This window comes from Neobacillus solisequens, assembly GCF_051233465.1.
Taxonomy (GTDB): domain Bacteria; phylum Bacillota; class Bacilli; order Bacillales; family Cytobacillaceae; genus Neobacillus.
Window position 1 is genome coordinate 165,853 of the sequence record NZ_JBKFGJ010000003.1, and the last position, 24,699, is coordinate 190,551.

Annotated in this window: 26 protein-coding genes; 13 read left to right on the plus strand and 13 right to left on the minus strand. The window is 38.6% G+C overall.

Translation table 11 applies throughout. The annotated features are described in order from the left end of the window. Positions 1-54: 54 nt before the first annotated feature. The gene (locus ACI3K6_RS04995) at positions 55-315 is read left to right on the plus strand and encodes a hypothetical protein (RefSeq protein ID WP_435553981.1); all 261 of its coding nucleotides are present in this window, start codon (positions 55-57) and stop codon (positions 313-315) included. A 150-nt stretch (positions 316-465) separates the two neighbouring features. On the opposite strand, the gene ACI3K6_RS05000 is transcribed toward ACI3K6_RS04995, so the two are convergent. Then, on the minus strand, positions 466-702 hold the full coding sequence (locus tag ACI3K6_RS05000) for an IDEAL domain-containing protein (RefSeq protein ID WP_435553982.1): 237 nt from the start codon (positions 700-702) through the stop codon (positions 466-468). A 183-nt stretch (positions 703-885) separates the two neighbouring features. On the opposite strand from ACI3K6_RS05000, the gene ACI3K6_RS05005 reads away from it, so the two are divergent. Further along, positions 886-1,440: a competence protein ComK gene (locus tag ACI3K6_RS05005; protein WP_335477695.1), complete on the plus strand. Its 555-nt coding sequence runs from the start codon at positions 886-888 to the stop codon at positions 1,438-1,440. Between the two features lie 13 nt (positions 1,441-1,453). Here ACI3K6_RS05005 and ACI3K6_RS05010 read toward each other — a convergent pair whose 3' ends face one another. Next, positions 1,454-1,819 (minus strand): YhjD family protein, encoded by a 366-nt coding sequence (locus ACI3K6_RS05010; protein ID WP_435553983.1) that lies wholly within the window; start codon positions 1,817-1,819, stop codon positions 1,454-1,456. A 254-nt stretch (positions 1,820-2,073) separates the two neighbouring features. Between ACI3K6_RS05010 and ACI3K6_RS05015 the strand changes: the two genes are divergently transcribed. From ACI3K6_RS05015 to lepB, 3 genes are read left to right on the plus strand one after another with little or no spacing between them, the layout of a single operon-like run. Beyond that, entirely contained in the window at positions 2,074-3,018 is a 945-nt protein-coding gene (locus ACI3K6_RS05015) for an LCP family protein (protein ID WP_335477687.1), read from the plus strand. Between the two features lie 53 nt (positions 3,019-3,071). After that, positions 3,072-3,737, plus strand: a complete 666-nt coding sequence (locus ACI3K6_RS05020) for a TVP38/TMEM64 family protein (RefSeq protein ID WP_335477689.1) — start codon at positions 3,072-3,074, stop codon at positions 3,735-3,737. Continuing rightward, a complete protein-coding gene (gene lepB / locus ACI3K6_RS05025; RefSeq protein WP_335477691.1) occupies positions 3,727-4,281 on the plus strand; it encodes a signal peptidase I in 555 nt (184 codons plus the stop codon). Before ACI3K6_RS05020 ends, lepB begins: the two co-directional genes overlap by 11 nt. Positions 4,282-4,329: 48 nt before the next feature. On the opposite strand, the gene ACI3K6_RS05030 is transcribed toward lepB, so the two are convergent. Together ACI3K6_RS05030 and ACI3K6_RS05035 are read right to left on the minus strand one after the other, a co-directional pair. Next, the gene (locus ACI3K6_RS05030) at positions 4,330-5,721 is read right to left on the minus strand and encodes a sigma-54 interaction domain-containing protein (RefSeq protein ID WP_435553984.1); all 1,392 of its coding nucleotides are present in this window, start codon (positions 5,719-5,721) and stop codon (positions 4,330-4,332) included. Between the two features lie 121 nt (positions 5,722-5,842). Next, complete coding sequence (locus ACI3K6_RS05035) at positions 5,843-6,064, minus strand: hypothetical protein (RefSeq protein ID WP_435553985.1); 222 nt, start codon at positions 6,062-6,064, stop codon at positions 5,843-5,845. Between the two features lie 173 nt (positions 6,065-6,237). Here ACI3K6_RS05035 and ACI3K6_RS05040 point away from each other — a divergent pair, with 173 nt between their 5' ends. From ACI3K6_RS05040 to addA, 3 genes are all read left to right on the plus strand, one after another. Further along, on the plus strand, positions 6,238-7,644 hold the full coding sequence (locus ACI3K6_RS05040) for an amino acid permease (RefSeq protein WP_435553986.1): 1,407 nt from the start codon (positions 6,238-6,240) through the stop codon (positions 7,642-7,644). A gap of 192 nt (positions 7,645-7,836) precedes the next feature. Next, on the plus strand, positions 7,837-11,334 hold the full coding sequence (gene addB, locus ACI3K6_RS05045; protein WP_435553987.1) for a helicase-exonuclease AddAB subunit AddB: 3,498 nt from the start codon (positions 7,837-7,839) through the stop codon (positions 11,332-11,334). Beyond that, positions 11,327-15,103, plus strand: a complete 3,777-nt coding sequence (gene addA, locus ACI3K6_RS05050; RefSeq protein WP_435553988.1) for a helicase-exonuclease AddAB subunit AddA — start codon at positions 11,327-11,329, stop codon at positions 15,101-15,103. Before addB ends, addA begins: the two co-directional genes overlap by 8 nt. 43 nt (positions 15,104-15,146) lie before the next feature. Here the strand turns inward: addA and ACI3K6_RS05055 are convergent, their stop codons facing one another. The 6 genes from ACI3K6_RS05055 to ACI3K6_RS05080 form a co-directional block, all read right to left on the minus strand. Then, on the minus strand, positions 15,147-15,365 hold the full coding sequence (locus tag ACI3K6_RS05055) for a spore germination protein (protein ID WP_335477534.1): 219 nt from the start codon (positions 15,363-15,365) through the stop codon (positions 15,147-15,149). A gap of 57 nt (positions 15,366-15,422) precedes the next feature. Next, positions 15,423-15,812 carry a spore germination protein GerPE gene (locus ACI3K6_RS05060; protein ID WP_435553989.1) on the minus strand — a complete coding sequence of 130 codons (390 nt, stop codon included), beginning with the start codon at positions 15,810-15,812 and terminating at the stop codon, positions 15,423-15,425. Continuing rightward, positions 15,793-15,999: a spore gernimation protein GerPD gene (locus tag ACI3K6_RS05065; RefSeq protein WP_335477530.1), complete on the minus strand. Its 207-nt coding sequence runs from the start codon at positions 15,997-15,999 to the stop codon at positions 15,793-15,795. Before ACI3K6_RS05065 ends, ACI3K6_RS05060 begins: the two co-directional genes overlap by 20 nt. Continuing rightward, positions 15,999-16,610 carry a spore germination protein GerPC gene (gerPC, locus tag ACI3K6_RS05070; protein ID WP_435553990.1) on the minus strand — a complete coding sequence of 204 codons (612 nt, stop codon included), beginning with the start codon at positions 16,608-16,610 and terminating at the stop codon, positions 15,999-16,001. The genes ACI3K6_RS05065 and gerPC overlap by 1 nt, the downstream gene beginning before the upstream one ends. Positions 16,611-16,720: 110 nt before the next feature. Beyond that, positions 16,721-16,969, minus strand: a complete 249-nt coding sequence (locus ACI3K6_RS05075) for a spore germination protein GerPB (RefSeq protein WP_335477527.1) — start codon at positions 16,967-16,969, stop codon at positions 16,721-16,723. A gap of 17 nt (positions 16,970-16,986) precedes the next feature. After that, entirely contained in the window at positions 16,987-17,208 is a 222-nt protein-coding gene (locus ACI3K6_RS05080; protein WP_435553991.1) for a spore germination protein, read from the minus strand. 173 nt (positions 17,209-17,381) lie between these two features. Here ACI3K6_RS05080 and ACI3K6_RS05085 point away from each other — a divergent pair, with 173 nt between their 5' ends. Further along, entirely contained in the window at positions 17,382-17,741 is a 360-nt protein-coding gene (locus ACI3K6_RS05085) for a YisL family protein (RefSeq protein WP_435553992.1), read from the plus strand. 45 nt (positions 17,742-17,786) lie between these two features. Here the strand turns inward: ACI3K6_RS05085 and ACI3K6_RS05090 are convergent, their stop codons facing one another. Beyond that, on the minus strand, positions 17,787-18,350 hold the full coding sequence (locus ACI3K6_RS05090; protein WP_435553993.1) for a DUF2777 domain-containing protein: 564 nt from the start codon (positions 18,348-18,350) through the stop codon (positions 17,787-17,789). 189 nt (positions 18,351-18,539) lie between these two features. Here ACI3K6_RS05090 and asnB point away from each other — a divergent pair, with 189 nt between their 5' ends. Together asnB and ACI3K6_RS05100 are read left to right on the plus strand one after the other, a co-directional pair. Further along, complete coding sequence (gene asnB, locus ACI3K6_RS05095) at positions 18,540-20,387, plus strand: asparagine synthase (glutamine-hydrolyzing) (protein WP_435553994.1); 1,848 nt, start codon at positions 18,540-18,542, stop codon at positions 20,385-20,387. Between the two features lie 95 nt (positions 20,388-20,482). Then, entirely contained in the window at positions 20,483-22,000 is a 1,518-nt protein-coding gene (locus ACI3K6_RS05100; protein ID WP_435553995.1) for an alpha-amylase family glycosyl hydrolase, read from the plus strand. Between the two features lie 37 nt (positions 22,001-22,037). Here ACI3K6_RS05100 and ACI3K6_RS05105 read toward each other — a convergent pair whose 3' ends face one another. Next, a complete protein-coding gene (locus ACI3K6_RS05105) occupies positions 22,038-22,529 on the minus strand; it encodes a YajQ family cyclic di-GMP-binding protein (protein ID WP_435553996.1) in 492 nt (163 codons plus the stop codon). A 138-nt stretch (positions 22,530-22,667) separates the two neighbouring features. Between ACI3K6_RS05105 and ACI3K6_RS05110 the strand changes: the two genes are divergently transcribed. Then, entirely contained in the window at positions 22,668-23,531 is an 864-nt protein-coding gene (locus ACI3K6_RS05110; RefSeq protein ID WP_435553997.1) for a CvfB family protein, read from the plus strand. Between the two features lie 68 nt (positions 23,532-23,599). Further along, positions 23,600-23,731 (plus strand): DUF3941 domain-containing protein, encoded by a 132-nt coding sequence (locus tag ACI3K6_RS05115; protein WP_081810752.1) that lies wholly within the window; start codon positions 23,600-23,602, stop codon positions 23,729-23,731. A gap of 37 nt (positions 23,732-23,768) precedes the next feature. Here ACI3K6_RS05115 and ACI3K6_RS05120 read toward each other — a convergent pair whose 3' ends face one another. Then, positions 23,769-24,626 carry a DegV family protein gene (locus tag ACI3K6_RS05120; protein WP_435553998.1) on the minus strand — a complete coding sequence of 286 codons (858 nt, stop codon included), beginning with the start codon at positions 24,624-24,626 and terminating at the stop codon, positions 23,769-23,771. Between the last annotated feature and the right edge of the window lie 73 nt (positions 24,627-24,699).

The following is a 24,699-nucleotide window of genomic DNA, read 5'->3' on the forward strand; positions in this document are numbered from 1 at the left end:
CAAGCTTTCATAAATTTCATTTACTATACTATCGGAACGAAAGGAGGGATTGCTTTGCAAAACGAAAATCAAACAGCTCCTGATGTCGTCACTATTCTTTGGAGAAGAAATCAAAATGGTTCACGTACTATTGTTGCGGCTACTGTTATTGGCAGTGCCCACCCTTGTGAAAATTGCCTACAGCCTGGCGACCGTTTTTCTGCAGCAAGAACTTGCCTGTTAAACAACGGTTTTCAGCGTGTATTCCAAGAAATGTTTGGAGACTTTGGCGTTTCAGTATTTGTCCGCACATCTACAAACATGAATTGTCAATAATTTAATCGATACGAAAAATGGACCTGTCAAAGTAACGACAGGTCCGTTTTTGGTCAGATAGGAAAGTATGAATTTTCCTATCAGGCATAAGTGCAACTACGCCTCTGATTTTGCCTAAAGGCCCGCCAATTGGCGGGTTTTTTAATGGTATTACGTTCCGAAGCGCTTATTTATTTCTCTTAGTTCACCAGTCAACCGAAAGAATGTCATTCGGTCTTGATGATCAATGGCCGAGTCAATTTTTTTCAGTAATTTTTCCTTTTCCACAGTAAGTTGGATTTCCGACAAGAGCATTTCAATGTAGAGGTCCTGAACGAAATTTTCTTTCATCTTATTGCGTTTCATGGCGCCGATTTTCATTAATTCGGTGTTCGGCTTTTCATTCATGATTATCACCTCTGACGCTTTTTTCTATTATATGGGGTTTTTATGATAATATCAATTAATTTTCAATCTTCTGACAACATTTTCTGTGCATAGAATTTGTGAACAAATTGGCAACATTTTGTGAAACTGGAGGAATCAAATGTTAGAAATGTTAAAATGTTATGTAAATTCATAAAAATAGGAGTGAATAATTTGAAGCAACAAATTAAAGAGTATGAGGTACATTCATCCACCATGTATTTGGCACCAATGAAATACGGGAGTAAAATCTTTACTAGGATTGTGGAAACAGACTCCGAATTCTTAGCTCCATTTAAGCCATTGGAGATTATCAAAAGAAGCTGTGAATATTTTGGCGTGGATTATGAAAGCAGGAAAAAGGGCACGCGACAGCTAATTGGCTATAATCGGAAAATCCCTATAACAATTGAACCAACCAACCGCCTTTTCTTTTTTCCCACTTCTTCTCCTAACCATCCTGATTGTATTTGGTTCTCACACGAGCATATAGAAAAATTTGAGCGTATAGCCCCTAACCAAACATTCATCACGTTTCGAAACGAACAATCCTTCCAATTTCCAGTTCCCATTAGTACCATTGAAGGACAAATGCTTAGAACATCCTATTTAAAAACCAAGCTTTTACAAAGAATTGAGGGAAATAAAAAGCTGTTATACGTAACAAACCAACAAAATTTATTTAAAGCATCTGAGGGTGCTCTTGAATACATCGAATAACCCTCTGTTCACTTTATTGGGGCAAATGTTTTTTTAATAAATAGGTCTCCATTAATTCTTGAACCTTATTGCGAATCCGTGGATTAAAGTAATTATGGTTTTCTTCATAGCCTTTATAAATAAACATATACATAGTAAAGGCTTCGTCTCGATTAGTTTCAAGTACCTTCAGTTTATTCTTTTTCATGTATTGTTTGACTTGGGCTAATTCCTTCTGAATTTCCTTCATCGTTTCTTCGATTAATTCCAAATATGGCTTTTTTAACTTAAAAGGACTTTTATTGACTACTTCCAGGTCCCGGTTTAAGACAGTTAAGACCATAGGGTAATAAATGGCCTTCTCCATGATATCCCGATCCTGATCTGGAATTCTGGTCATAGTTCCTCGCACCTTTCTAAAGACAGAACTTATGTTCTTATTTTACTAAAAACAATGAAGAGTTTCAACTGTGACTAAAAGCTCGGCTACCTCCCGAGCTTTTTTATTTGCCAATTAGTCTCATTTCGTGAGAAAGTTTTTATTAATAGAAGGATATATCCTAGGGGAAAATAAATGAAAGAAGAAACGAAAAAAATTAAAATACAGTCTTATCTTTTGGAACCAAAATACACGGATGTTAATAGGTGATGAAAATGAGAGCTGATCGGCACCGCAAGAAAAAAAGGGGAAAATGGGCAGCCTTTTTCCTGGTATTCTTATTATTAATCGCTGCAGGAGTTGCTTATTCGTATTTTCAATATCAGCAAGGGGTTAACAAGTCCTTAAAACAAATCAATCAAGATGGGAAAGGGCAACACCAACAAGAGTACACATTCGAAGGAAAGAAAGATCAATATGGTGATACAAATGTATTACTGTTGGGAAGTGATGCTCGCGGTGATGAAAAATCTCGCGCAGATACGATTATGATTGCACACTATAACGAGGATAAAGGAACATTTAAATTAACTTCCATTATGAGGGATTGCTACGTCTTGATACCAGGTTATGGTAAGCATAAGATCAATTCCGCTTTTGCCCGTGGGGGTCCTGAATTGATGAGACAAACCATTAAACGAAATTTTGATATTGACCTTCAGTATTATGCCATTGTGGATTTTCAAGGATTTGTACAATTAATTGACGAGGCATTTCCAAATGGGGTAGAAATAGATGTAGAAAAGAAGATGTCAGCCTATGTTGAAACACCGCTGGAGCCGGGGCTGCAAAGATTAAACGGAAAACAAATGCTGAGTTATGTAAGATTTCGCCATGATGCTATTGGAGATTTTGGCAGGGTCCAACGCCAGCAAAAGGCTGTCAAGGCTATTGGAGACCAGTTAGGCGCATTCACGACAATTGCAAAGCTTCCAAAATTAATTGGAGTAGTATCTCCTTATGTGAATACAAATATGAAAACCTCCGATATTCTATTTATGGGGAAAGATTTTTTTTCCGATAAACGAGGTAATGTCGAAACATTGCGTATCCCTATTGATAATAGCTTTACTGAGCCAAGGATTAGCGGGGAAGGCTCTATATTGGATATTGACCTTGAAAAAAATAAAGAAGCCCTTCACCAATTTATTACAAAATAATCCTTATCTATCGACTAGAATAGAATTTATAAAGAGAAATAAGGAGAAAACGGATGGATTTTGAAACAATTAAAGCATGGTTTACACTACACAATATTATGGAACTAATCCAGCAATATCGGGCACTGGGGCCAATTCCGGGAATCTTATTCATCGTATTAGAGGCATTTTTGCCATTTCTTCCTTTGTTTATATTTGTTATGGCAAATGCAAATGCCTTTGGACTTTGGCTAGGATTTTTATATTCATGGGTTGGGGCTGTTATCGGTGCCTTATTGGTTTTTTCGATCATTCGAAAATATGGACAACAGAAGCTGTTAGGTTTCTTACCCAGACACCCAAAAGTCCGTAAATTGATGGATTGGGTGGAACGTCACGGCTTTGGTCCAGTCTTTTTAATGATCTGTTTTCCTTTCACACCTTCAGCGGTGGTTAATATTGTTGCAGGTCTATCGAAACTTAGCAAGGCCCAATATATGCTGGCCGTTTGCATCGGTAAAATGGTCATGATTTTTACCATCAGCTTTATTGGCTATGATATTCGCTCATTAATCCTTCAGCCATATAGAACAGTGATTGTATTAGCCATTATCTTTATTCTTTGGTATGTAGGCAAAAGAATTGAAGTAAGATTGAATAAGAGTATGGGAACTGACCATAATGGGGTAATAAGTAAAAGCAAAGGGATGCAAAAACGGAGGGGATTCCATGGGAAGTGAATGGAAAAGGGAAGGTATTGAGTGGTTTAAAGCATTTGCAATCGGGATTATCATTTTTGTCTTTATACGCACGTTTTTCTTTTCTAATTACGTGGTTGAAGGGGAATCAATGATGCCAACTCTGCAGGAGGGGAATAAACTTGTAGTGAATAAGTTGGGCTACCAAGTTGGGGAACTCAATCGCTTTGATGTCATTGTTTTTCATGCAAATGCTGATGAAGATTTTGTCAAAAGGATTATTGGTTTACCAGGAGATAAAATTGAATATCGCAATGATCAATTATATATCAATGGTCATAAATATAAGGAGCCATTTTTGGACGAGTACAAAAGAAAGGCAAACGGAGTGAAAATTACCGGTGATTTTAACTTGGAGGAAATTACTGGTGAGGCTACTGTGCCGGAGGGAAAATTATTTGTTATGGGGGATAACCGCTTAGAAAGCTGGGATAGCCGTCACTTTGGATTTATCTCTACCAGTCAGGTTGTCGGAAAAGTGGACTTGCGTTACTGGCCGTTAAATGAAATGGATGTAAATTTTTGATCTTTAAAGAACCACAATGAAAAAGACCGGGCCTTCAAGCTCGGTCTTTTAGATATTTATTGAATCTTCCTTATACTTCTTTAACTTTCGTATGACAGAAGGTTGGCTAATTCCAAGATATCTAGCCATTTCATATGTTGATTTACATTGCTTGGATGCTTTTAACATCATCCATTTTTCCACTCGTTCCAGTAAAGCCTTGAGGTCGCTGCTTTCTAATAAAAATTGATCGAGGATAGAGGTGTTTTCATGATCAAAGGAGGCTTGTCCAATCATATAAGATGGCAGTGAAGAGGGACGGATCATAGAGTCTTCAGTTGTTAAAATGAGTCTTTCAATTAAATTCTCTAACTCACGTACATTGCCTGGCCATTTGTATGAGAGTAAGATTTCAAATGTAGCCTGGTGCAGTTTTTTGGAAGTTTTATATTTCCTGTTTATCTTTCTACTAAAATGATTTAGCAAAAAGGAGATATCCTCTTTTCGAACACGTAAAGGGGGGATTAAAAGTGGAATCACATTTAATCTGTAATATAGGTCTAAACGAAAATCCCCACTTTGAACCATTTCCTCTAAGTTTTTGTTGGTAGCAGTAATAAGTCTGAAGTCAAGTTGTTGCTCTTTACTACTCCCAATTCTCATAAGCTTTTTCTCTTGCAATACTTTTAACAATTTTGCCTGCATCGATAAGGGAAGCTCACCTATTTCATCCAAAAATAAGGTTCCGTTATGAGCCTGTTCAATTAATCCTTGTTTCCCACTTTTTTGAGCGCCTGTAAAAGCTCCTGCTTCATATCCAAATATTTCAGATTCAAATAAACTTGGTGGAATCGTGCTGCAATTCACCTCAATAAATGGTCCTTTGTCACGATGGCTCAGTGTGTGAAGTTTTCGGGCAAACATGCTTTTTCCGACTCCGGACTCTCCTAAAAACAAAACAGTGGCGTCAGTATTGGCAACTCGTTTGATTGTTTTGGAAATTTGCTGCATTTCTTTGCTTCGATAAAAGAGATCCTCTTTTTCCTTTAATTCTTCAACTTGTTTTTGATAGCCTTTAACTCTTTCTTCTAATTGTTCATATTGCTCCTGAAGAAGTCTGATTTCTGTTTGATCAATGGCATAACTAATTACTCGAATGATTTCGCCCTTTTCATCAAAGATAGGAAAGGCTGTGGACATAATAATTTTACCGGTTTTGGTGTTCTGCATAATTTGAGCGGGCTGTTTTTCTTTTAGTACGAGGGCTGTTATCGATGGTGAAAGAATTCCCAACTCTTCAAGGTCATATATGGATTTTCCAATGTAGGATTGTGTCTCACCCTCATAAACCGCCCAATGTGTGTTATTTGTGTATAAAATAATCCCGTTGCCATCGGTAATCGTTATGTTGTTATTAGAAGTTTCGATTATTTTATGTAGAATCATTTCTTCAATAGACATAGGGTCCCCCCTTATTATTTATTAGTTATGTGTAAAATATAATTCAGAATTGACTCAATAATCAATAAATAAATCAAAAAATAGTCATTTTGATTCATAAATAAATTATTTTTAAATATTTTCATAGTAAAAAGCTTAAATAAAAGGTTTGTAATTTTGGCATGATTCTTGCTTTATTATTTAATTCGAAAATGCTTCTATTCCATTTTGAAAGCGCTTTTGTTAGGGGTGTTTTTAAAATTTGGCTCTGTTCAACTTGTATGTTGATTTCCGCTCCAGGCACGTGCGGTTCGTGGGCGTTTCGGCGAGCCTCCTCGGCGCTTGCGCCTGCGGGGTCTCTCAAGAACCGTACTCCCACGGGACATTGATTTTCTTCATGGATTTGGCCCACGCACGAAGGAAATGCGTTAGCATTTTCGAGAAGTCTTCGTGCCTTCCGCTCCAATCAACAGGGTTTAAAATCAACAGTATTCTTTAACATAGCCAAAAATTTAACAAACAAAAAGGGGATGTAATATGGAGAATCCACATGGAGGGCTTCAACATAGCCTAAAAACAAGGCATGTAACAATGATTTCAATCGGTGGGGTTATTGGAGCCGGACTATTTGTTGGTAGTGGGACAATGATTAATTCATCGGGTCCAGGTGCCATTGTATCCTACATAATTGCCTGTTTAATGGTTGTTTTAATTATGAGGATGCTTGGAGAGATGGCAGTCGTTAACCCTGATAGCGGGTCGTTTTCAACATATGCCCATCAAGCAGTTGGTCCTTGGGCCGGTTTTACAATTGGCTGGCTTTATTGGTTTAATTGGACAATCATCGTTACAATCGAGACAGTATTGCTGGGAACAATGCTGCATAATTGGGTACCATCCATACCGATTTGGTTAGCCAGTGTGTGTTTTCCGATTATCATGGCAATATCTAATGCCTTTTCAGTAAAGGTATACGGTGAATTTGAATATTGGCTAGCTTTTATTAAAGTAGCGGCTATTGTTATTTTCTTAGGCCTGGGTGCTGCTATTATTATGGGGCTTGTTCCAGGGGTGAAAGCGCAGGGGTTATCAGAGATGATGGCAGGAGCAGACTTTTTCCCACATGGATTTACTCCTGTCCTGCTTGGGGTCATTTTTATTACCTTCTCCATTTCCGGAAGCGAGGTAGCAGCAATAGCAGCTGGTGAGTCAACCAATCCGGAAAAGAATATCATTCGAGCCATCAATTCTGTCGTTTGGCGTCTCATGCTATTCTTTATTGGTTCTGTTTTAATATTGGTAATGGTCATCCCACAGGGGGCAAAAAAGTTACTTGAAACGCCATTTGCCAGTGTCTTTGATATGGCAGGACTTCCGGCAGCGGGGCAAATCATGAATATTATTATTTTTATTTCCATGCTTTCCGTTTTAAACTCAGGATTATATACGGGTTCGCGGATGCTGTACTCACTTGGATTAAAAGGGGATGCTCCAAAGTTTACCACGATTGTTACCAAAAGAGGAGTACCTATTTGGGCATTATTTATTTGTGTCGTATTTACTTATGTATTTACTTTATTTAAATTCATCTCACCAAATACATTATTTGTATTTTTAGCAGATAGTTCCGGTGGAGTTACTTTGATTATGTATGTTTTTATTGCTATTTCTCATGTACGAATGCGCATAAAGGCAGAGAAGGAAAATCCCGGTTCTTTAAAAGTAAAAATGTGGCTATTCCCTTATTTAACCTATGCCACGATCCTCGTTTTGATCACAATCTATTCGGCACAAGCTTTTATAGGTTCTATGCGTTCACAATTCTTCCTAACTTCCATTCTTACAGTCATGATAATAGGCTCCTATTTTCTTTTTTATCATAAAAAAGAAAAGGTATCTTCATCTCTGCCAAACGCCAAACTTTCAAAAATTCATCCGGAATAAGGTCCATTTGTAATAATAAGGGACTAAAAAAAACGAGGTCTGGAACATTCAGACGCTCGTTTTTTTTTGTTCCTTTTTTAGTCAGCATTTCCATTTTTGGTGCCAACCTATGGTCCAAGCTCCAAACATTTGTGCTCATAAATATGGTAGAATGGAAAATACAGAGTTTACGAAGGGAAGGCGTATTAACATATGTCATTAAGAATGGTAATCGGACGTACGGGCAGCGGAAAAACCTCAGGGTTCTTGCGTGAAATTGAACAACGGCTTGTAGAAAAACCGAATGGAGCCCCGATTATTTATATTGTTCCTGAGCAGATGACATTTATGTCGGAATATCGACTGGTTACGGATCCTGCAATTGGGGGCATGATTCGGGCACAGGTATATAGCTTTTCACGCTTGGCTTGGAGAATTCTCCAAGAAACCGGGGGGATCAGCCGCATGCATTTAAGCAGCGTCGGTATGAGTATGTTAATTCGGAAAATCATCGATGAAAAAAAAGAACAATTAACCCTTTTTCAACGGGCTGCTGATAAAAATGGATTTGTTCAGCAATTGGAGCAAATGATTATAGAATTTAAACGATATTGTATTGTCCCCGAGGAATTAGTAACAAGGGCGAGGCAATCTTGTGAAACAGGGGATTCCTCTACCCAAGTTTTGCTTGATAAACTAAAGGATTTAGAAGTCATTTATCAACGCTTCGAAGAGGAGATATTTGGTAAGTATATTGATTCAGAAGATTATTTTCGGCTACTTTCTGAAAAAATTTCCTCATCAAGTTATTTGCGTGATGCCGAAATTTATATTGATGGCTTCTACAGTTTTTCCCCTCAGGAATATCAGATCATCCTTGAATTAATGAAAAGATGCAAACGAGTTTCCATTGCCATGACAACTGATACATTATCTATTAATACGGTACCTGATGAGCTTGATTTATTCCGTTCTGCTAAAGAGGTCACTTATTCTATTTTTGAACTGGCTGATGCAGAAGGGATTTATATAGAGGAACCGGTTATGTTGAATGAACAGAAAAAATGGAATCATTCTTCATTAGCTCATCTGGAAAAATTTTTTGATTCACGTCCTGCTGTCCCATACCCGGGTGAGACTCGAATACAGTTGAATCAAGCGGCAAATCGCAGAGCTGAGATCGAGGGGATTGCGAGAGAAATTCGGAAGTTGGTAAGTAAACATGGATACCGTTACAGGGATATAGCTTTATTAATCAGAAATGGTGGAGACTATCATGAAATTGTCGAACCTGTTTTTTATGATTATCAAATTCCTTATTTTATCGATCAGAAACGGACGATGTTAAATCATCCATTAATTGAACTCATTCGTTCCTCTCTGGAAGTATTAAATTCCTATTGGCGCTATGAACCAGTATTTAGGATGATTAAAACGGAATTGATGTATCCACTACAAGCAACCGCGGATAAAATGCGTGAGAAGATGGACAAACTCGAAAACTATTGTCTTGCCTATGGAATTAAAGGGAACCGATGGACAAGCAAGGAGCGATGGAGTTATCGACGTATCAGGGGACTTGAATTGGATTCAGGTATTCAAACAGATGTGGAAAAGGCGTTTGAACAAGAATTAAATGAATTAAAGCTGATGATTACGGCACCAATCTTGAGGCTCTCAAGACGTATGAAAAAAGCGGACACTGGTCGTAAATTATGTGAGGCTGTCTATTTATTTTTGGAAGAATTAGATGTACCAGTGAAACTGGAAGCCTGGAAAACGGCGGCCGAAGAGGTTGGCAATCTTATTAGGGCACGCGAACATGAACAGGTTTGGAATGCCGTAGTCGACCTCCTTGATCAATATGTAGAGATATTAGGGGATGAACAAGTTAATCTAAAAACGTTTGCTGCCATTTTAGAAGCTGGTTTTGAATCATTGAATTTTTCTCTAATTCCCCCAGCGCTTGACCAGGTGCTTGTTGGAGATTTGGAGAAATCAAGATTAAATGAGATGAAAGTAGTGTTTGTGGTAGGGGTTAACGAAGGAGTTCTGCCGGCAAAATTTTCCGATGAAGGGATTCTTGCTGATGATGACAGGGAGTGGCTAATAACTGCCGGAATTCATGTGGCTCCGGGAAGTAAGACACGTTTACTAGATGAACATTTCTTGGCCTATAAGGCGTTTACGGCAGCGTCAGAATGGATGTACATCAGTTACCCACTTGCTAATGAAGAAGGGAAAGCCTTAATACCGTCATCTTATATTAAAAGAATCAAAGATATGTACCCTAATGTAAATGAGCAATATTATGTGACCGACCCAGCCGAGCTACCGGCTGAACAGCAGCTTGACTTTATTTCCAACTTTACGACTACCATTTCCTATTTGAATGCACAATTACAATTAAAAAAACGGAATTACCCTGTATTTGATTTTTGGTGGGATGTTTATAATTTCTATCTAAAAAGTAATAGGAAAGAAATGGCTCAAAAGGTCTTTTCAAGTCTTTATTATACGAATCAAGCGGTTCAACTATCGGAGGAATCCGCTGATAAATTATATGGGGACGTTATACAGGCCAGCGTTTCAAGGATGGAATTATTTAATGGCTGTGCCTTTTCACATTTTGCCCAACACGGTTTAAAGCTGTATGAGCGACAGATTTTCCGATTAGAAGCCCCAGATATTGGGGAGTTATTCCATGCCGCATTGAAACAAATATCGGATATTATTAATGAGCAAAAATTGTCTTGGGCAAATTTATCGAAACAGCAATGTGAAGTCCTTTCAAAAGAAGCAGTGAAGACAATCGCACCTAAATTGCAAAATGAAATTCTGTTAAGTTCAGAACGCCATCATTACATTAAAAGGAAATTGGAGCAAATCATAACCCGGGCTTCCCTTGTCTTAAGTGAGCATGCCAAGGTGAGCGGTTTTTCTCCGATAGGATTAGAGTTAAGTTTTGGTTCAAAGGGACAGCTGCCGCCGTTAACTTTTTCCTTGAGAAATGGAAAGCGAATGGAATTGGCGGGGAGGATTGACAGGGTTGACCAGGCAAAAGCTGAAGATCAGAGCACTTTCTTACGTGTCATTGATTATAAATCAAGTGAAAAAGACGTCAATTTAACCGAAGTATATTATGGACTTGCCTTACAAATGCTGACGTACCTAGATATTGTTGTTACACATTCAAATGAACTGGTAGAAATGAAAGCGAGTCCGGCTGGTGTACTTTATTTTCATGTACACAATCCTTTTATTCAGTCAACTAAACTGCTGTCGTTGGATGAGATTGAGAAAGAAATCATGAAAAAATTTAAAATGAATGGTTTAATGCTTAGTGACCCAGAAGTGATTCGACTGATGGACCAATCTCTTGATTCAGGGGATTCTCATATTATTGCTGCAGGTATAAAAAAGGATGGGCAGCTGTCGAAGAAATCAAAGGTTGCCAATTTACAAGAATTTGAGTCGTTAAAACAATATGTCCGCAGTATCTATCATAAAACAGGTGACGCTATTACAGAGGGAAAAATTGATATTGCTCCGTATAAATTAAAAGATAAAACACCTTGTACTTTTTGTTCCTATAAATCTGTTTGCCAATTTGATGAATCGATTGAACAAAATCGTTTTCGGGTTCTCACACCCTATTCGAAGGAAAATGTCTTGGAACTGATCAGAAAGGAGATCCAAGAAGATGAGTAAACTTATAATCGCCCCTAAACCGGTAGATGTCACATGGACAGATGATCAATGGAAGGCGATTATTGCCGGGGGAAGGGATATCCTTGTTGCCGCAGCAGCAGGCTCTGGAAAAACAGCTGTTCTTGTAGAAAGAATTATCCGGAAAATTCTCGCAGAAGAGAATCCAATAAATGTTGATGAACTGTTAGTGGTGACGTTTACCAATGCCTCTGCAGCAGAAATGCGCCATCGTATCGGTGAAGCGTTAGAAAAATCCATTGATGAAAATCCGGGATCTCGGCATTTGCGTAAGCAATTAAGTCTATTAAATAAGGCATCTATTTCTACGCTTCATTCTTTCTGTATGGAAGTGATCCGAAGGTATTATTATTTAATCGATATTGATCCAGGATTTCGCATTGCCGATGAGACCGAGGCGCAATTAATGAGAGACGAAGTAGTGGATGGCCTGTTTGAAGAGGAATACGGGAAAGAGAACAATGATGGATTTTTTAATCTGGTAGATTCTTTTACCAATGACCGGAGTGATGCAGGTTTAATAGATATTGTCCGCAGCATCTATGATTTTGCCCAGGCAAATCCGCTTCCCGAGCAATATTTGCAGTCTATTGTGTCCATGTATCAGGTGGATGATGTAAAAAAAATGGAGGAGTTGCCATTTATTCAAGCCTTGCTCTTTGATATTGAACTTCAACTTGAGGCGGCTAAAGAGATGATCCAACGTGGCCTTGAACTAACCAAACTTCCTGGTGGTCCAGCACCAAGAGCGGAGAACTTTTTAGATGACCTTCATGTTATTGATACCCTGATTCAGGCTAAGCAGGATTCTTGGAACACTCTATATGAAGCGATGCAGACGTGGTCTTTTACAAGAGCGAAACCTGTGAAAGGTGACACGTATGATAAAGACTTAACAGATAAAGCTCAAAAGCTTCGAGACAAGGCAAAGAAAAAATTACAAGAACTTAAGGATGAGCTTTTTTCAAGAAAACCGGAAAGTTTTTTAAGGGATATGAGGGACATGCTCCCATTAATTGAGACACTCGTTTATCTCGTAAAGGAATTTTCCAGACGATTTACGTTAGCAAAACAAGAAAAAGGTCTTGTTGATTATGCTGATTTGGAACATTATTGTCTTAAAATATTAACGGGAGACATTTCTGAGGGAAAGATATTTTTGCCTTCAGATGCAGCTCTAGCTTTCCGCAGGCATTTTAAAGAGGTTTTTGTGGATGAGTATCAGGATACGAATATGGTGCAGGAGACTATTTTGAAACTGGTGGCTCAGGAAGAAGAAGAGCAAGGTAATTTATTCATGGTTGGTGACGTGAAACAATCGATTTACCGGTTTCGCTTGGCTGAACCTAATCTATTTTTGACAAAATACAATCGATTTCAACCAGATGGGGCATCGGCCGGGCTTAGAATTGATTTGGCCCGCAACTTTCGCAGTCGAAAAGAAGTTCTCGATGCAACCAATTATTTGTTTAAGCAAATGATGGGAGTAAGGGTAGGGGAGATTGAATACGATGAGGCCGCAGAACTAAGAAATGGGGCCCCTTACCCAGAGGATGAGCCATTTCCAGTTGAACTGCTGTTAATTGATCAAAATGATGAAAAAAATGAAGCGGACAAAGAATCCGGTTCAGAAACTGAGACAGACAGCCCTGAATTCGATAAGACAGACCTTGAACAGTCTCAGCTTGAAGCAAGAGTAATGGCTGCAAAAATAAAAGAGTTGGTGGAGGCACAAGCTCCAATTTTTAATACAAAAACAAAATCAAGTCGTCCGATTAAATATCGTGATATTGTTATATTGCTTCGTTCCATGACTTGGGCACCTCAAATTATGGAAGAGTTTAAGCAGCAAGGTATCCCAATTTATGCGGATCTGTCGACTGGGTATTTTGAGGCTACTGAGGTGGCAATTATGCTGTCTCTATTAAAGGTAATTGATAATCCTTTCCAGGACATTCCATTAGCTTCTGTATTACGATCACCGATTGTAGGGCTGAATGAGGAAGAATTGGCGAGGATTCGGATTCATCATAAGCGTGGTTCGTTTTGGGAGGCAGTGTCTTCGATTTGCCGAAAACAGCCCGATGAGGCTGCGATGTTTTACGATAAAATCCGCCGTTTCTATGATCATCTAAATCAATGGCGAACGATAGCACGGCAAGGAGCCTTATCTGAGCTTATTTGGCAGTTGTATCGAGATACCCAGTTTTATGATTTTGTCGGTGGATTGCCAGGAGGAAAGCAGCGTCAGGCAAACCTAAGGGCATTATATGATCGGGCAAGACAATATGAACAAACCTCCTTCAGAGGATTATTCCGGTTTTTAAGATTCATCGAAAGAATGAGAGATAGGGGAGACGATCTGGGGGCAGCAAGAGCACTTGGTGAACAAGAGGATGTTGTTCGAATCATGACGATCCACAGTAGTAAGGGACTCGAATTCCCAGTCGTGTTTATGGCTGGGATGGCAAGAAACTTCAATATGACTGATATCCGCAAATCTTTTATGCTTGATAAAGAATTTGGGTTTGCTGCGAAATATGTAAACGTGCAAAAGCGGATTACGTATCCTTCCCTACCGCAAATTGCCTTTAAGCGAAAAAAGAAAATGGAAATGCTCGCAGAAGAAATGCGTGTGCTTTATGTGGCTATGACCCGAGCAAAAGAAAAGCTTTACATGACGGCTACACTAAAGGATGTCTCCAGAAACGTGGAGCAATGGAATGATTCAGTTGATCATTGTGAATGGTTATTGAAGGACTATGAACGTGCTGGGGCGATGAGTTATTTGGATTGGATAGGTCCTGCTTTAATTCGCCATCAGGACTGCCTAGTACTACGGGATGGTAAAGATCCAAGTGTGTTGGTCCCGGAAGAAATTACCCATCATCCGTCATCATGGAAGCTATCGATCGTTACTGCTGACAAAATGAAGGTACAGGATCAGGAGAAAAATGCTGAAGAAGATGATGTACTGGAAATGGTTAAACAAGGGAAAATGATTCCTACTATTTCTCAAAATGCTGAAGAAATTGAATCAAGGCTTTCTTGGGAGTATTCTTTTCAAAGTGCATCTTCTCGCCGTTCTAAGCAATCCGTTTCAGAAATCAAACGCTATGCAGAAATAGTTGATGAACAAAGTGGAACAGATTTAGTGCGGCATGGTAAAAAATCAATGTTAAAACGGCCGAAATTTATGCAGGAAAAATCCTTGAGTCCTGCTGAACGGGGAACTGCCATGCATATGGTCATGCAGCATGTTGATTTGACGATGCCAGTTACGATTTCGTCAATTGAAGAGCAGCTAAGATGGATGGTCAATCATGAATTATTAACTCAGGAGCAGTCCCAGGTCCTAGATGCATCCTTAATTGCACAATTTTTTCAAACGTCATTAGGGCAAAGGTATTTTCAGGCAGCAGCTGTTCACCGGGAAGTTCCATTCACCCTTTCATTGCAAGCTGAGGATGTTTATCCTGATTGGGAAGGTCCTAGTGAATCTGTCTTTATTCAAGGGATCATCGATTGCATTTTGGAGGATGAACAAGGCCTTGTTTTAATTGACTATAAATCTGATGGAATTACCGATCGATTTAGAGGTGGTTTCGAACAAGCAAAACCTATTCTTGAGGAACGGTATAAAGTTCAGATTGATTTATATGCAAGAGCAATTGAGAAAATATGGAAAAATAAGGTTGCAAAAAAGTATTTATTTTTCTTTGATGGAGCTCATGTTTTAGAAATAGAATAACAATAAAAAAATGACATAGACCCCACAAGGTTTATGTCATTTTTTAATTGTTACCCACGATCGGTTGATCCACTAATTTCGAGTCAAGTACATTGGTGCCGCTTATGCCATTGTTGGTGACAACCACACCACCTGTATTAAAACCGCCTGCACCTCCGGATGTCTTGGAGCCTGATTTTGGGGAAATATAGAGGGTATCGCCAAATTGTACAATTCCTCCGGTAACATTCATAATTTGAACGGGGCCTATAATAGCTGGCATACGTAACATCCTTTTCCATTAACAATCTGGGTATTTGCCATATGTTAACATATGCGGCTATACCATGTCTTGTTCATGTCCATAAGGTAGCTCCTGGCGAATATGCTTCACTCTTGCTTCCAGAGATATCTGTTTCGTGGAGCCAACATGAACAACAGAGGAGTTCGATATCCCAATAATATTAACGTTCTTTACTTTTATAATCGGTTTAACATGATGTGGTAAAGTAGAGACATTTTCATAAATTTGTGGAAGTGGGATATGTCTGGAAGAAATATTAAAGGATGGAAAATTGCCTTCATTGCCGTAAAAAATTTCAGCTTCCCGTTGAACTGCCAATGCTCTAGAAAAGCCGTTAACAACACAGGAGTCTCCTACCTGAAGAATGGAAGAGAATGATGCAATCATTACATGTAAGTTATCGACATTAGATATTCGTTGTAGCATAACCCTGTGTCACATCCGGTGCCAGTGGAACAAATGGACCAATAATTAACGATTCTGCTGGGGTATCAAATGCAGAAGCGAGTTGTATGGTTTCTGTATCTCCAATTAACACCATAGAGGAACTGGCAACCCCAGTGATTTTTATGTTTCCGACACAAAGCTCACGGTTATAGACCTCAAAAATCATTATGGATTCATTCCCTTCATGTTTTCTGGAAGATTGCTTAAAAACAAATGCACCCCGTTGGCAATTTCTTGTTTTACTATCTCAATTATGTGTTCATCCATCGAGGTCTCATCCATCGTTCGATCCGTTTGGTGAGTTGTTTTCAAATGATGGTCTATTCTTTTAGGGATCTGGTTCACTATATCGTTTTTAATAAAGGAATAGATCGAGTCATTAGGTGGAAGGTTCAAGTTTTTTTGTTCATTTTCAATGATCTGCGGCAATTCTTTATCTAAATATTGATAAATGGCATCCTCAATTTTCATTGATCGCTGCATTTGTGCTTGCGGGGATAATGGAGAGTTTATGGCCTGATTTTGTATGGCAAAGTCTTCAATTCCAGATAAATCATTTGGATTTAACCCTATTGTTAATGTTCCTTCCAAAGTTTCTACCTTAAGTTGGTCGAATTTATATTCAATCCGGTCAACATGAATCATTTTTTTCTCGTTTAGCTGTTTCATTTCATTCTGTAAACCTTGAACTGTTTTCTCAAGTGAGGCAATTCGGGCCTCATGGGCCTGTATACAGTTTTGCAGCCATTGCAGATATTGAGAAAAATCTTGATACATTATACACCACCTCACCCGGAGATATCCTTTAACTTTAAATAAATAGGCAACTAAATTATATGTCCAGATGCTTAGATTTATCACAATGTTTGTTAGAACTATTTATCCTTTTACTCTGTTCTTACAGGGGCCTGCAAAGGTACAGCAGGAGCAAGTGATTCCGAACCGGGTTGTGCTGTAATAGTTATTTCCCCTGGTTTGATTGTAGCTGGTGCTGGTTTAGTAAAGCCACCTGTGTTATACAAAAAGGCAGATGACTTAATTATTCCGGCACTGCCAATTTGCAGAATAGAAGAATTGGTTACGCCGCCAATTTTAATAAAATTGATATGAATGGACTGTTGAATATAAAAATTCATAAAATCCCACCCATTCATTACATATTAAATGCATTGGGTTGATCAATTGTATCAGGATCATACGTATTCGTATTGCTAAAGCGATTATGAACATCCAGTCGATCTCCGGTATTAAAGGAACCAGCTCCAGAAAATGTTTTGGCTGCGGAAAACGGCATAATTTTATAAACATCCCCAATATGAAACACAGAACTGTTCCCGAGTGTGATGACCTGTGCAACTCCAACAATTGCTGGCATAGACAACACCCTTTTTTTATTATTCTTATTATCCTATGTATAGGCGAATATAACGTGATTCATTCGCCCAAATAAAGATTCTTATATATCAAACATCAATACAGTTCATTTCTTCGCATTTTAATCAGGCCTATGGTATGATAATTCCGATAAATGGTATAGGAGGGAAAGAAATGATTCACGGTCATGTTACAGCTTGGGCGTTGGCTCTCATATTATTTTTTGTTGCCTTGTCATTACATAAAAGTGGGAAAACAAAAGGATTTAAAGTCATTCAAATGATTTTGCGCGTATTATACTTATTAATTATTGCATCAGGTGTTGGTCTTCTGTTTATGGTGTATAAAATTGACATTTGGTACATTTTAAAAGCAGTTACAGGACTATGGATTATCGGATTATTTGAAATGATTCTTAGCCGTATAGCTAACAACCGAAGAACGTCAGTATTTTGGATTCAGTTTATTGTTGCATGGCTGTTAGTTTTATATCTTGGATTCGATAAATTGCCAATGTCAATCTTGAATCCATAATAAAGGGTAGAACGAAAAAAGGCATGGACTTGTTCAATGCCTTTTTTAACTGATTAATTTTTCAATAACTAATCGCTTTCCGGTATTTAACGTGAACTCAAATCGATCATTTACCTTCTCGTAATAACAAAAGTGGTGCTGTACATTGCAAATCATTTCCTGATTATCAAAAACCATAAAATTAACACCATCCTTTCGTGTTTCATCCGAAAGAAAGGATAGATGATTATAACAATAAATGCAATCAAAAATGGAAAAATGCAAAGAATTTAATGTGGTCACAAATTGAATAAAAGCATCATCATTTATTCCATCTAATAGCCGTTCTAGCGAATAGATTAGGTGCTTTTTTATTCTGACTCTATCATGGTCACGTAGCATGGTTACTTCGTTGCCTATCCTTATTTTTCCGTCTTCGTGAAGAACGCCTTTTTTCCAGCGATTCATACGAAAGATTTCAATTTCCTGCTGAAGGAAATCCTCCAACATCGAAGCTTCCTCTGTTTCCTCATCAAAAAAAATCCATTGGTCATTCATTTGTTCTACCGTTCCTTCGGTAAAAGCTCTATTTTGCAGATCATATAGATCATTTCGTTGCTGTCGATTCATCTTTAACCTCCGTGCCAGATGCTTTCACTTTTCTTTTTAGACATCTTTAGGAATTTTTATAACCATCTTAAATGAAAACCATTACAAACAATTTTGCCATTTGGACAATTAACCATTTCATCTGGGCTGAATACATTAAAACTACAATTTGAAACTATGGTCAGCTGACTTAGTGGAGGGGAGAAAGCAATGTGTGGGATATCAGGATGGATTGATTTTGGAACAGTAATGAAAAAACATACGGATACACTTGAAAAAATGGCCCAGACACTATCAAAAAGAGGCCCAGACGAAACGAACATTTGGGCTGATACCCATGTTGGCTTTGGACATAAGAGGCTAATCGTGGTTGACCCTGCTGGTGGGAGACAGCCTATGACAAAGCAAATGGATGGGCACCATTACACGATCTGTTATAATGGCGAATTATATAATACCGAGGATATCCGCAAAATTCTCCTTACTAAAGGATATTCCTTTAAAGGTCATTCTGATACCGAAGTCCTGTTAACAGCCTATATAGAATGGGCAGAAAGCTGTGTGGACTATCTTAATGGGATTTATGCCTTTGCTGTTTGGGACAGTAAACGGGAGCAATTGTTCATAGGACGTGACCGGCTTGGGGTCAAACCGCTCTTTTTCAAGGAGCATCATCAAGGAATCATTTTTGCCTCAGAAATCAAAGCGATTTTGGCACATCCCGAAGTGAAAACAGAGCTTGACCAAGAAGGGCTTGCCCAGGTTTTTGGTGCAGGACCTTCAAGAACGCCAGGATCTGGTGTTTTTAAAGGCATTAAAGAATTAAGACCGGCCCATTCGCTAACATTATCAAAAAGTGGGTTAAAGATTTGGCGTTACTGGAATGTGAAAAGTGAAGAACATAAGGATACTTTGGGCGAAACGGCAGAAAAAGTCCGTTTTTTGGTTACAGATGCGATTACGAGACAACTTGTTTCCGATGTGCCGCTTTGTACCTTTTTATCAGGGGGACTTGATTCAAGTATCATAACAGCCATTGCTGCTCAAGGTTTTAACAATCAAAATAAAGGTCAACTTCACACGTATTCCATTGATTATGAAGGAAATGATCGGCATTTTTCTGCTAATGAATTTCAGCCAGAATCAGACGAAAAATTTATTAAGCAAATTAACGATCAATTTGCTACAAAACACCATTATAAAGTCATCTCGCAGCAACAATTAGCTAATGAACTAATAGAGGCTGTTCATGTCAGAGATTTACCAGGAATGGCGGATATTGATTCATCCCTGCTTTGGTTTTGCCGCGAAATAAAAAAGGATTTCACTGTTAGTTTATCCGGAGAATGTGCAGACGAAATTTTCGGAGGGTATCCTTGGTTTCATCGTCGGCAGGATTTAGAGCGTCCTGGTTTCCCATGGATGCGTTCAGTCTCCGAACGAGAAAGGCTATTAAAATCGCATTGGCAAGATCAATTACATCTGTATGAGTATGGTATTGAACAATATAATCAAGCAATTGCCGAAACTCCAAAGTTGGTTGGGGAGAGCATAGAAGAAGCAAAGCGGAGGGAATTATTTTATATTAATATGACTTGGTTTATGACCACCTTGCTAGATCGGAAGGATCGGATGAGTATGGGGGCAAGTTTGGAAGTTAGGGTGCCATTTGCTGATCACCGCCTGGTGGAATATGTTTGGAACATCCCTTGGGAAATGAAAATGTATCGTGGCAGGGAGAAAGGTATCTTAAGGAAAGCTTTTGAAGGAATTCTACCTGAAGATGTTCTTTACCGGAAAAAAAGCCCTTATCCAAAGACTCATAATCCGGAATATACAGTAGCAATTCAAAAATTAATGAGGGATATATTACAAGATAAATCGTCAGCATTACATGAATTTTTTCAAAAGGATGAACTTGAAGCGATTGTGGAGTCAGGGGGAAAATCATTTAGAGAGCCATGGTTTGGCCAATTGATGACGGGACCGCAGTTATTGGCCTACTTTGTTCAGTTACACACATGGTTTAAAGACTATAATATTAATATAGTCCAATAAAATAAATGACTTATATTTGGAATTTGATGTTTTATTAGATTAAAATAGGTGTGGGGAAGAGGGAATCCTCTTCCCCTTTTTAACGGGGGGATCTTATGAAAAAAATAATTGTACTTTTAATTTTTGCTCTGCTGTTTACATCTGCACCTGTATCGGCAAAAGTCGAAAAGGAACAACGACTTTGGCAGGACGAGACTGTTTACTCCATTATGGTAGATCGTTTTAATGATGGTGACATAACAAATGACCATGGTGTGAATTCAAAGGATCCAGTCAATTATAATGGTGGAGATCTACAGGGAGTAATTGATAAACTGGATTACATAAAGGATATGGGCTTCACGGCTATCAAACTTTCGCCCGTGTTTGACAATGCAGACAATGGCTATCACGGGTACTGGGTGAAGGATTTCTATAAAGTGGACGAGCATTTTGGTTCGTTAAACACCATGGAGAAGCTAGTAAAGGAAGCACACAAAAGAAAAATGAAGGTCATCATCGACTTTGTTGCTAATAACGTTGCAAAAAGCCATCCATGGACACGCGCTTCTGGCAAGCAGGACTGGTTCCATAAGGAGAAGGCTATAGTAGATTGGAATAATCAGAAAGAGGTTGAGGATGGCTGGGTGGATGGTCTTCCCGATCTTAATCAAGGAAATCCAGAGGTGAAACAGTATTTAATTGATGCGGCCAAATGGTGGATCCATAAAACGGATATTGATGGCTATAGTCTTCCAGAAATCAATGCTGTACCGCTGAGTTTCTGGAGTGACTTTTCCAAGGCGGTAAAACAGGAGAAAAAGGGGTTTTACCTAGTTGGAATGAGTACTCCTGAAACATCAACAGTGAACACCGGCACATATGAAAATGCCGGGATTACCAGTATGTTTGACTACCACCAAATTAATCAAACTCGTTTAGTATTTGCCACTACAGATCAATCTGTCGGTTTAGCTTTGAGTGAAGATAAAAATGCAGAGATAAATGTGAATTTTTTCGATAACGAATATACAACAAGGTTTACGAGAGATATTGTCGAGCAACGGCAATTTCCCGGAGCCCGTTGGAAAACGGCACTAACCTACGCCTATACCACACCTGGAATACCCTTTGTCTATTATGGTACTGAAATTGCCTTAACAGGCGGGCCTATTCCGGATAACCGCAGGCAGATGAATTTCCGAGCGGAAAAGGATCTTATAGAATACATGACGAAAATTGGTGAGCTAAGAGATCAACTGCCTTCGTTAACAAGAGGATCCATGGAAATGCTATATGATCAAAAGGGCATGATGGTTTATAAGCGTGTTTACAAGGGCGAGACCTCGATTATTGCGATTAATAACACGAAAAAATCACAAAAAGTAACGTTAACTAGTGAACAGGTAGAAGGGAACAAAGAGCTTCGCGGTTTGCTGGCAGGTGATCTTGTCCGCAGCTATAAGGGGAAATACAATATCATTATTGACCGTGATAATTCTGAAATTTATGTACTTGCTGAAAAAACAGGGCTAAATGTAACTTTTATATCAGCTATAGCGATTGCTGCTTTACTAGTTCTAATATTTCTTTTATTAATTATAAGACGGTCAAAACGAGGTCAAATCAATTAAAAAAAAACGGCAGGAAGAATCACTCCTGCCGTTTTTTTTAGCGATAATTAATAAATTGCACATCCACGGTTAAATCAGCTTCACGGACTAATGAAATGATTTTTTGCAGATCGTCTCGGTTTTTACCGCTGACTCGGACTTGGTCATCCTGGACTTGGCTTTTTACTTTCACTCCACTGTTTTTAATAATCGTGTTAATTTTTTTTGCATTTTCTTTATCGATCCCTTGTACAAGCTTGGCCCGTTGGCGAACGGTGCCTCCGGATGCTTTTTCAACCTTTGAGTAATCAAGGTTTTTAACTGGAACACCACGTTTAATTAACTTGCTAAATAAGACATCCTTCAATTGATCCATTTTATATTCATCGTCAGAAATCAGAACCAATTCTTCTTTATCAAGTGAAACCTCACTCTTACTGCCTTTAAAATCATAACGTGTTCCAATTTCCTTCATTGTTTGGGTGATGGCATTGGCCACTTCAGAAAAATCTACTTTGGATACAATATCAAATGAACTATCTTTTGACATATTAACTACCTCCATATTCACTCTATGTACCAGAAAAAATCGGCAAAAGTTTCCCTTTATGCCTTCATTATAGTAAAATATAGCAGTCCATTACAACATAAAGGAAACTCAGCTCCAAAAAGAAAAGGGGAGTTCAACATGTCTCTAAAAGAATTGATTGGTCAAACAACTACATTAACAGTGGCCAGAATCGCTGATTTCGGCTATTTTTTAACAGATGGAAATGAAGATGTACTGCTACATAAAAATGAAGCAGATCGTGAGCTACAAGAAGGAGAGGAAGTAGAGGTCTTTCTTTACAATGATTCAGAAGGACGAACAACGGCTTCCACTCATATTCCCGATGTAGGCGTAGGAAAGTATGCCTGGGTGAAGGTAACGGATGTAAATACCAAAATCGGTGTTTTTCTTGATATCGGTTTACCTAAGGATATCCTGCTAGGGATTGATGACCTTCCGCTACATAAGTCGGTGTGGCCCAATCCTGGGGATCTCCTGTATATTACATTGAAAGCAGCTAAAAACTTTCTACTATATGCAAAGCCTGCGACCGATCCAGTGATTCAATCTATGACTGTTAAAGCGACAAGAAAAGATTTTAATAAGAATGTTCAAGGTCATATTTATAGGACTGCCAAAGTTGGCAGTTGGATTTATACAATTGAAGGATACAAAGGATTTATCCATGAATCGCAGCGTAACCAAGAACCGCGCCTTGGTGAAAAAGTCGAAGGGCGGATTATTGATGTAAAGGAAGATGGTACCGTCAATGTATCATTACTGGCGAGAAAGCAAGAGGCTCAGGATTTGGATGCCGAACGGGTTTATGAATATTTAATGAGCCGAAACGGTGCCATGCCATATACGGACAAAAGCCATCCAGAAGACATCCAGGAGCGATTTAACCTAAGCAAGGGTGCTTTTAAGCGTGCTATAGGAAAATTAATGAAGGACGGCAGAGTCTATCAAGAAGGTACATGGACTTACGTCAAGAAAGATTAACGTGCTTACATACAATTTTTCAAATTGACAGACACTATGGCTGAAGTCAATTTGAAAGGGGTATAGAGATGCCGCATACATCTGATAACGATAAAAAAGCTCAAGACAATAATGCACTTAGACATGAAAAAAATATGATGCGCGAAAAAAATCGTCAAGCCGGGAAAAACCAATATTCTAAAAAGACAGATCATAAATAAAAAGTGGGGTGCCGATTCTGGCACCCCACTTTCGTTATTATGGTAATTGATTTAAGAAGAAGATCGAGATTGTCCCAGCCCCCGTATGAGCTCCAATAGCTGAACCGATAGAGGAGATATAAACTTCTTTTGGATGGAATTCTTCTTCAATCATCGCCTTCACTTCCAGCGCAGTTTCTAGGTTATCAGCATGACTGATTCCGATGATTTGACTCTCTAAATTGCTGCCGCGCTCCTTCATTAGCTCAATTAAGCGTCGCATTACTTTTTTCTTGCCACGCAATTTTTCAATCGGAACGAGTTTGCCATCTTCGACATTTAAGATTGGTTTAATATTTAAAAGCCCTCCGAGAAAAGCGGATGCCTTTGAAACACGGCCACCCTTTGCCAGATAATCCAAATCTTCAACGGTAAACAGGTGCTCCATGTGCTGACTTCTAAATACTACATCTTTTATAATGTCTTCTTTTGATCTATTTGCGGCTGCAAGTCTTTGTGCTTCCATGACAATCAAGCCAAAACCAAGCGATGCACACTTGGTATCAATAATCGTTAAATCAAAATCTGGATATTTTTCCTTGACTTGGTCAAAAATCATAACAGCGGTTGAATATGTTCCAGATAATTCCGAAGAAAAGGCTATGTATATTCCTGTTTCCTTGTTTTCCGCCATCTTTGTAAAGACTTGCTCAAAAAGTAATGGTGAGGTTTGTGATGTTTTTGGAATTATTCCGCTGCGGATTGCCTCATATACTTTTTGGGGATCAATGTTTTTTACATCTTCATATTGTTGGTTGTCTATCTGAACCTGCAAAGGAAGTAATGTAACGTTATGTTCTTCATAAAAACTTTTTGGTAAATCGCATGCGCTGTCAGCGAGTATTTTTACCGGCATGAAGCTCACCTGCTTTCAAAATATTCCTAATCACATTAAGTTTATAGGTTTCAAGCAAAAAATACAATTACCT

Coding starts and splice junctions, on each gene's coding strand:
- ACI3K6_RS05000 (WP_435553982.1), bottom strand. CDS start 702: ATGAATGAAAAGCCGAACACCGAATTAATGAAAATCGGCGCCATGAAA.
- ACI3K6_RS05010 (WP_435553983.1), bottom strand. CDS start 1,819: ATGACCAGAATTCCAGATCAGGATCGGGATATCATGGAGAAGGCCATT.
- ACI3K6_RS05015 (WP_335477687.1), top strand. CDS start 2,074: ATGAGAGCTGATCGGCACCGCAAGAAAAAAAGGGGAAAATGGGCAGCC.
- ACI3K6_RS05020 (WP_335477689.1), top strand. CDS start 3,072: ATGGATTTTGAAACAATTAAAGCATGGTTTACACTACACAATATTATG.
- lepB (WP_335477691.1), top strand. CDS start 3,727: ATGGGAAGTGAATGGAAAAGGGAAGGTATTGAGTGGTTTAAAGCATTT.
- ACI3K6_RS05030 (WP_435553984.1), bottom strand. CDS start 5,721: ATGTCTATTGAAGAAATGATTCTACATAAAATAATCGAAACTTCTAAT.
- ACI3K6_RS05040 (WP_435553986.1), top strand. CDS start 6,238: ATGGAGAATCCACATGGAGGGCTTCAACATAGCCTAAAAACAAGGCAT.
- addB (WP_435553987.1), top strand. CDS start 7,837: ATGTCATTAAGAATGGTAATCGGACGTACGGGCAGCGGAAAAACCTCA.
- addA (WP_435553988.1), top strand. CDS start 11,327: ATGAGTAAACTTATAATCGCCCCTAAACCGGTAGATGTCACATGGACA.
- ACI3K6_RS05055 (WP_335477534.1), bottom strand. CDS start 15,365: ATGCCAGCTATTATAGGCCCCGTTCAAATTATGAATGTTACCGGAGGA.
- ACI3K6_RS05060 (WP_435553989.1), bottom strand. CDS start 15,812: ATGCTACAACGAATATCTAATGTCGATAACTTACATGTAATGATTGCA.
- ACI3K6_RS05065 (WP_335477530.1), bottom strand. CDS start 15,999: ATGATTTTTGAGGTCTATAACCGTGAGCTTTGTGTCGGAAACATAAAA.
- gerPC (WP_435553990.1), bottom strand. CDS start 16,610: ATGTATCAAGATTTTTCTCAATATCTGCAATGGCTGCAAAACTGTATA.
- ACI3K6_RS05075 (WP_335477527.1), bottom strand. CDS start 16,969: ATGAATTTTTATATTCAACAGTCCATTCATATCAATTTTATTAAAATT.
- ACI3K6_RS05080 (WP_435553991.1), bottom strand. CDS start 17,208: ATGCCAGCAATTGTTGGAGTTGCACAGGTCATCACACTCGGGAACAGT.
- ACI3K6_RS05085 (WP_435553992.1), top strand. CDS start 17,382: ATGATTCACGGTCATGTTACAGCTTGGGCGTTGGCTCTCATATTATTT.
- ACI3K6_RS05090 (WP_435553993.1), bottom strand. CDS start 18,350: ATGAATCGACAGCAACGAAATGATCTATATGATCTGCAAAATAGAGCT.
- asnB (WP_435553994.1), top strand. CDS start 18,540: ATGTGTGGGATATCAGGATGGATTGATTTTGGAACAGTAATGAAAAAA.
- ACI3K6_RS05100 (WP_435553995.1), top strand. CDS start 20,483: ATGAAAAAAATAATTGTACTTTTAATTTTTGCTCTGCTGTTTACATCT.
- ACI3K6_RS05105 (WP_435553996.1), bottom strand. CDS start 22,529: ATGTCAAAAGATAGTTCATTTGATATTGTATCCAAAGTAGATTTTTCT.
- ACI3K6_RS05110 (WP_435553997.1), top strand. CDS start 22,668: ATGTCTCTAAAAGAATTGATTGGTCAAACAACTACATTAACAGTGGCC.
- ACI3K6_RS05115 (WP_081810752.1), top strand. CDS start 23,600: ATGCCGCATACATCTGATAACGATAAAAAAGCTCAAGACAATAATGCA.
- ACI3K6_RS05120 (WP_435553998.1), bottom strand. CDS start 24,626: ATGCCGGTAAAAATACTCGCTGACAGCGCATGCGATTTACCAAAAAGT.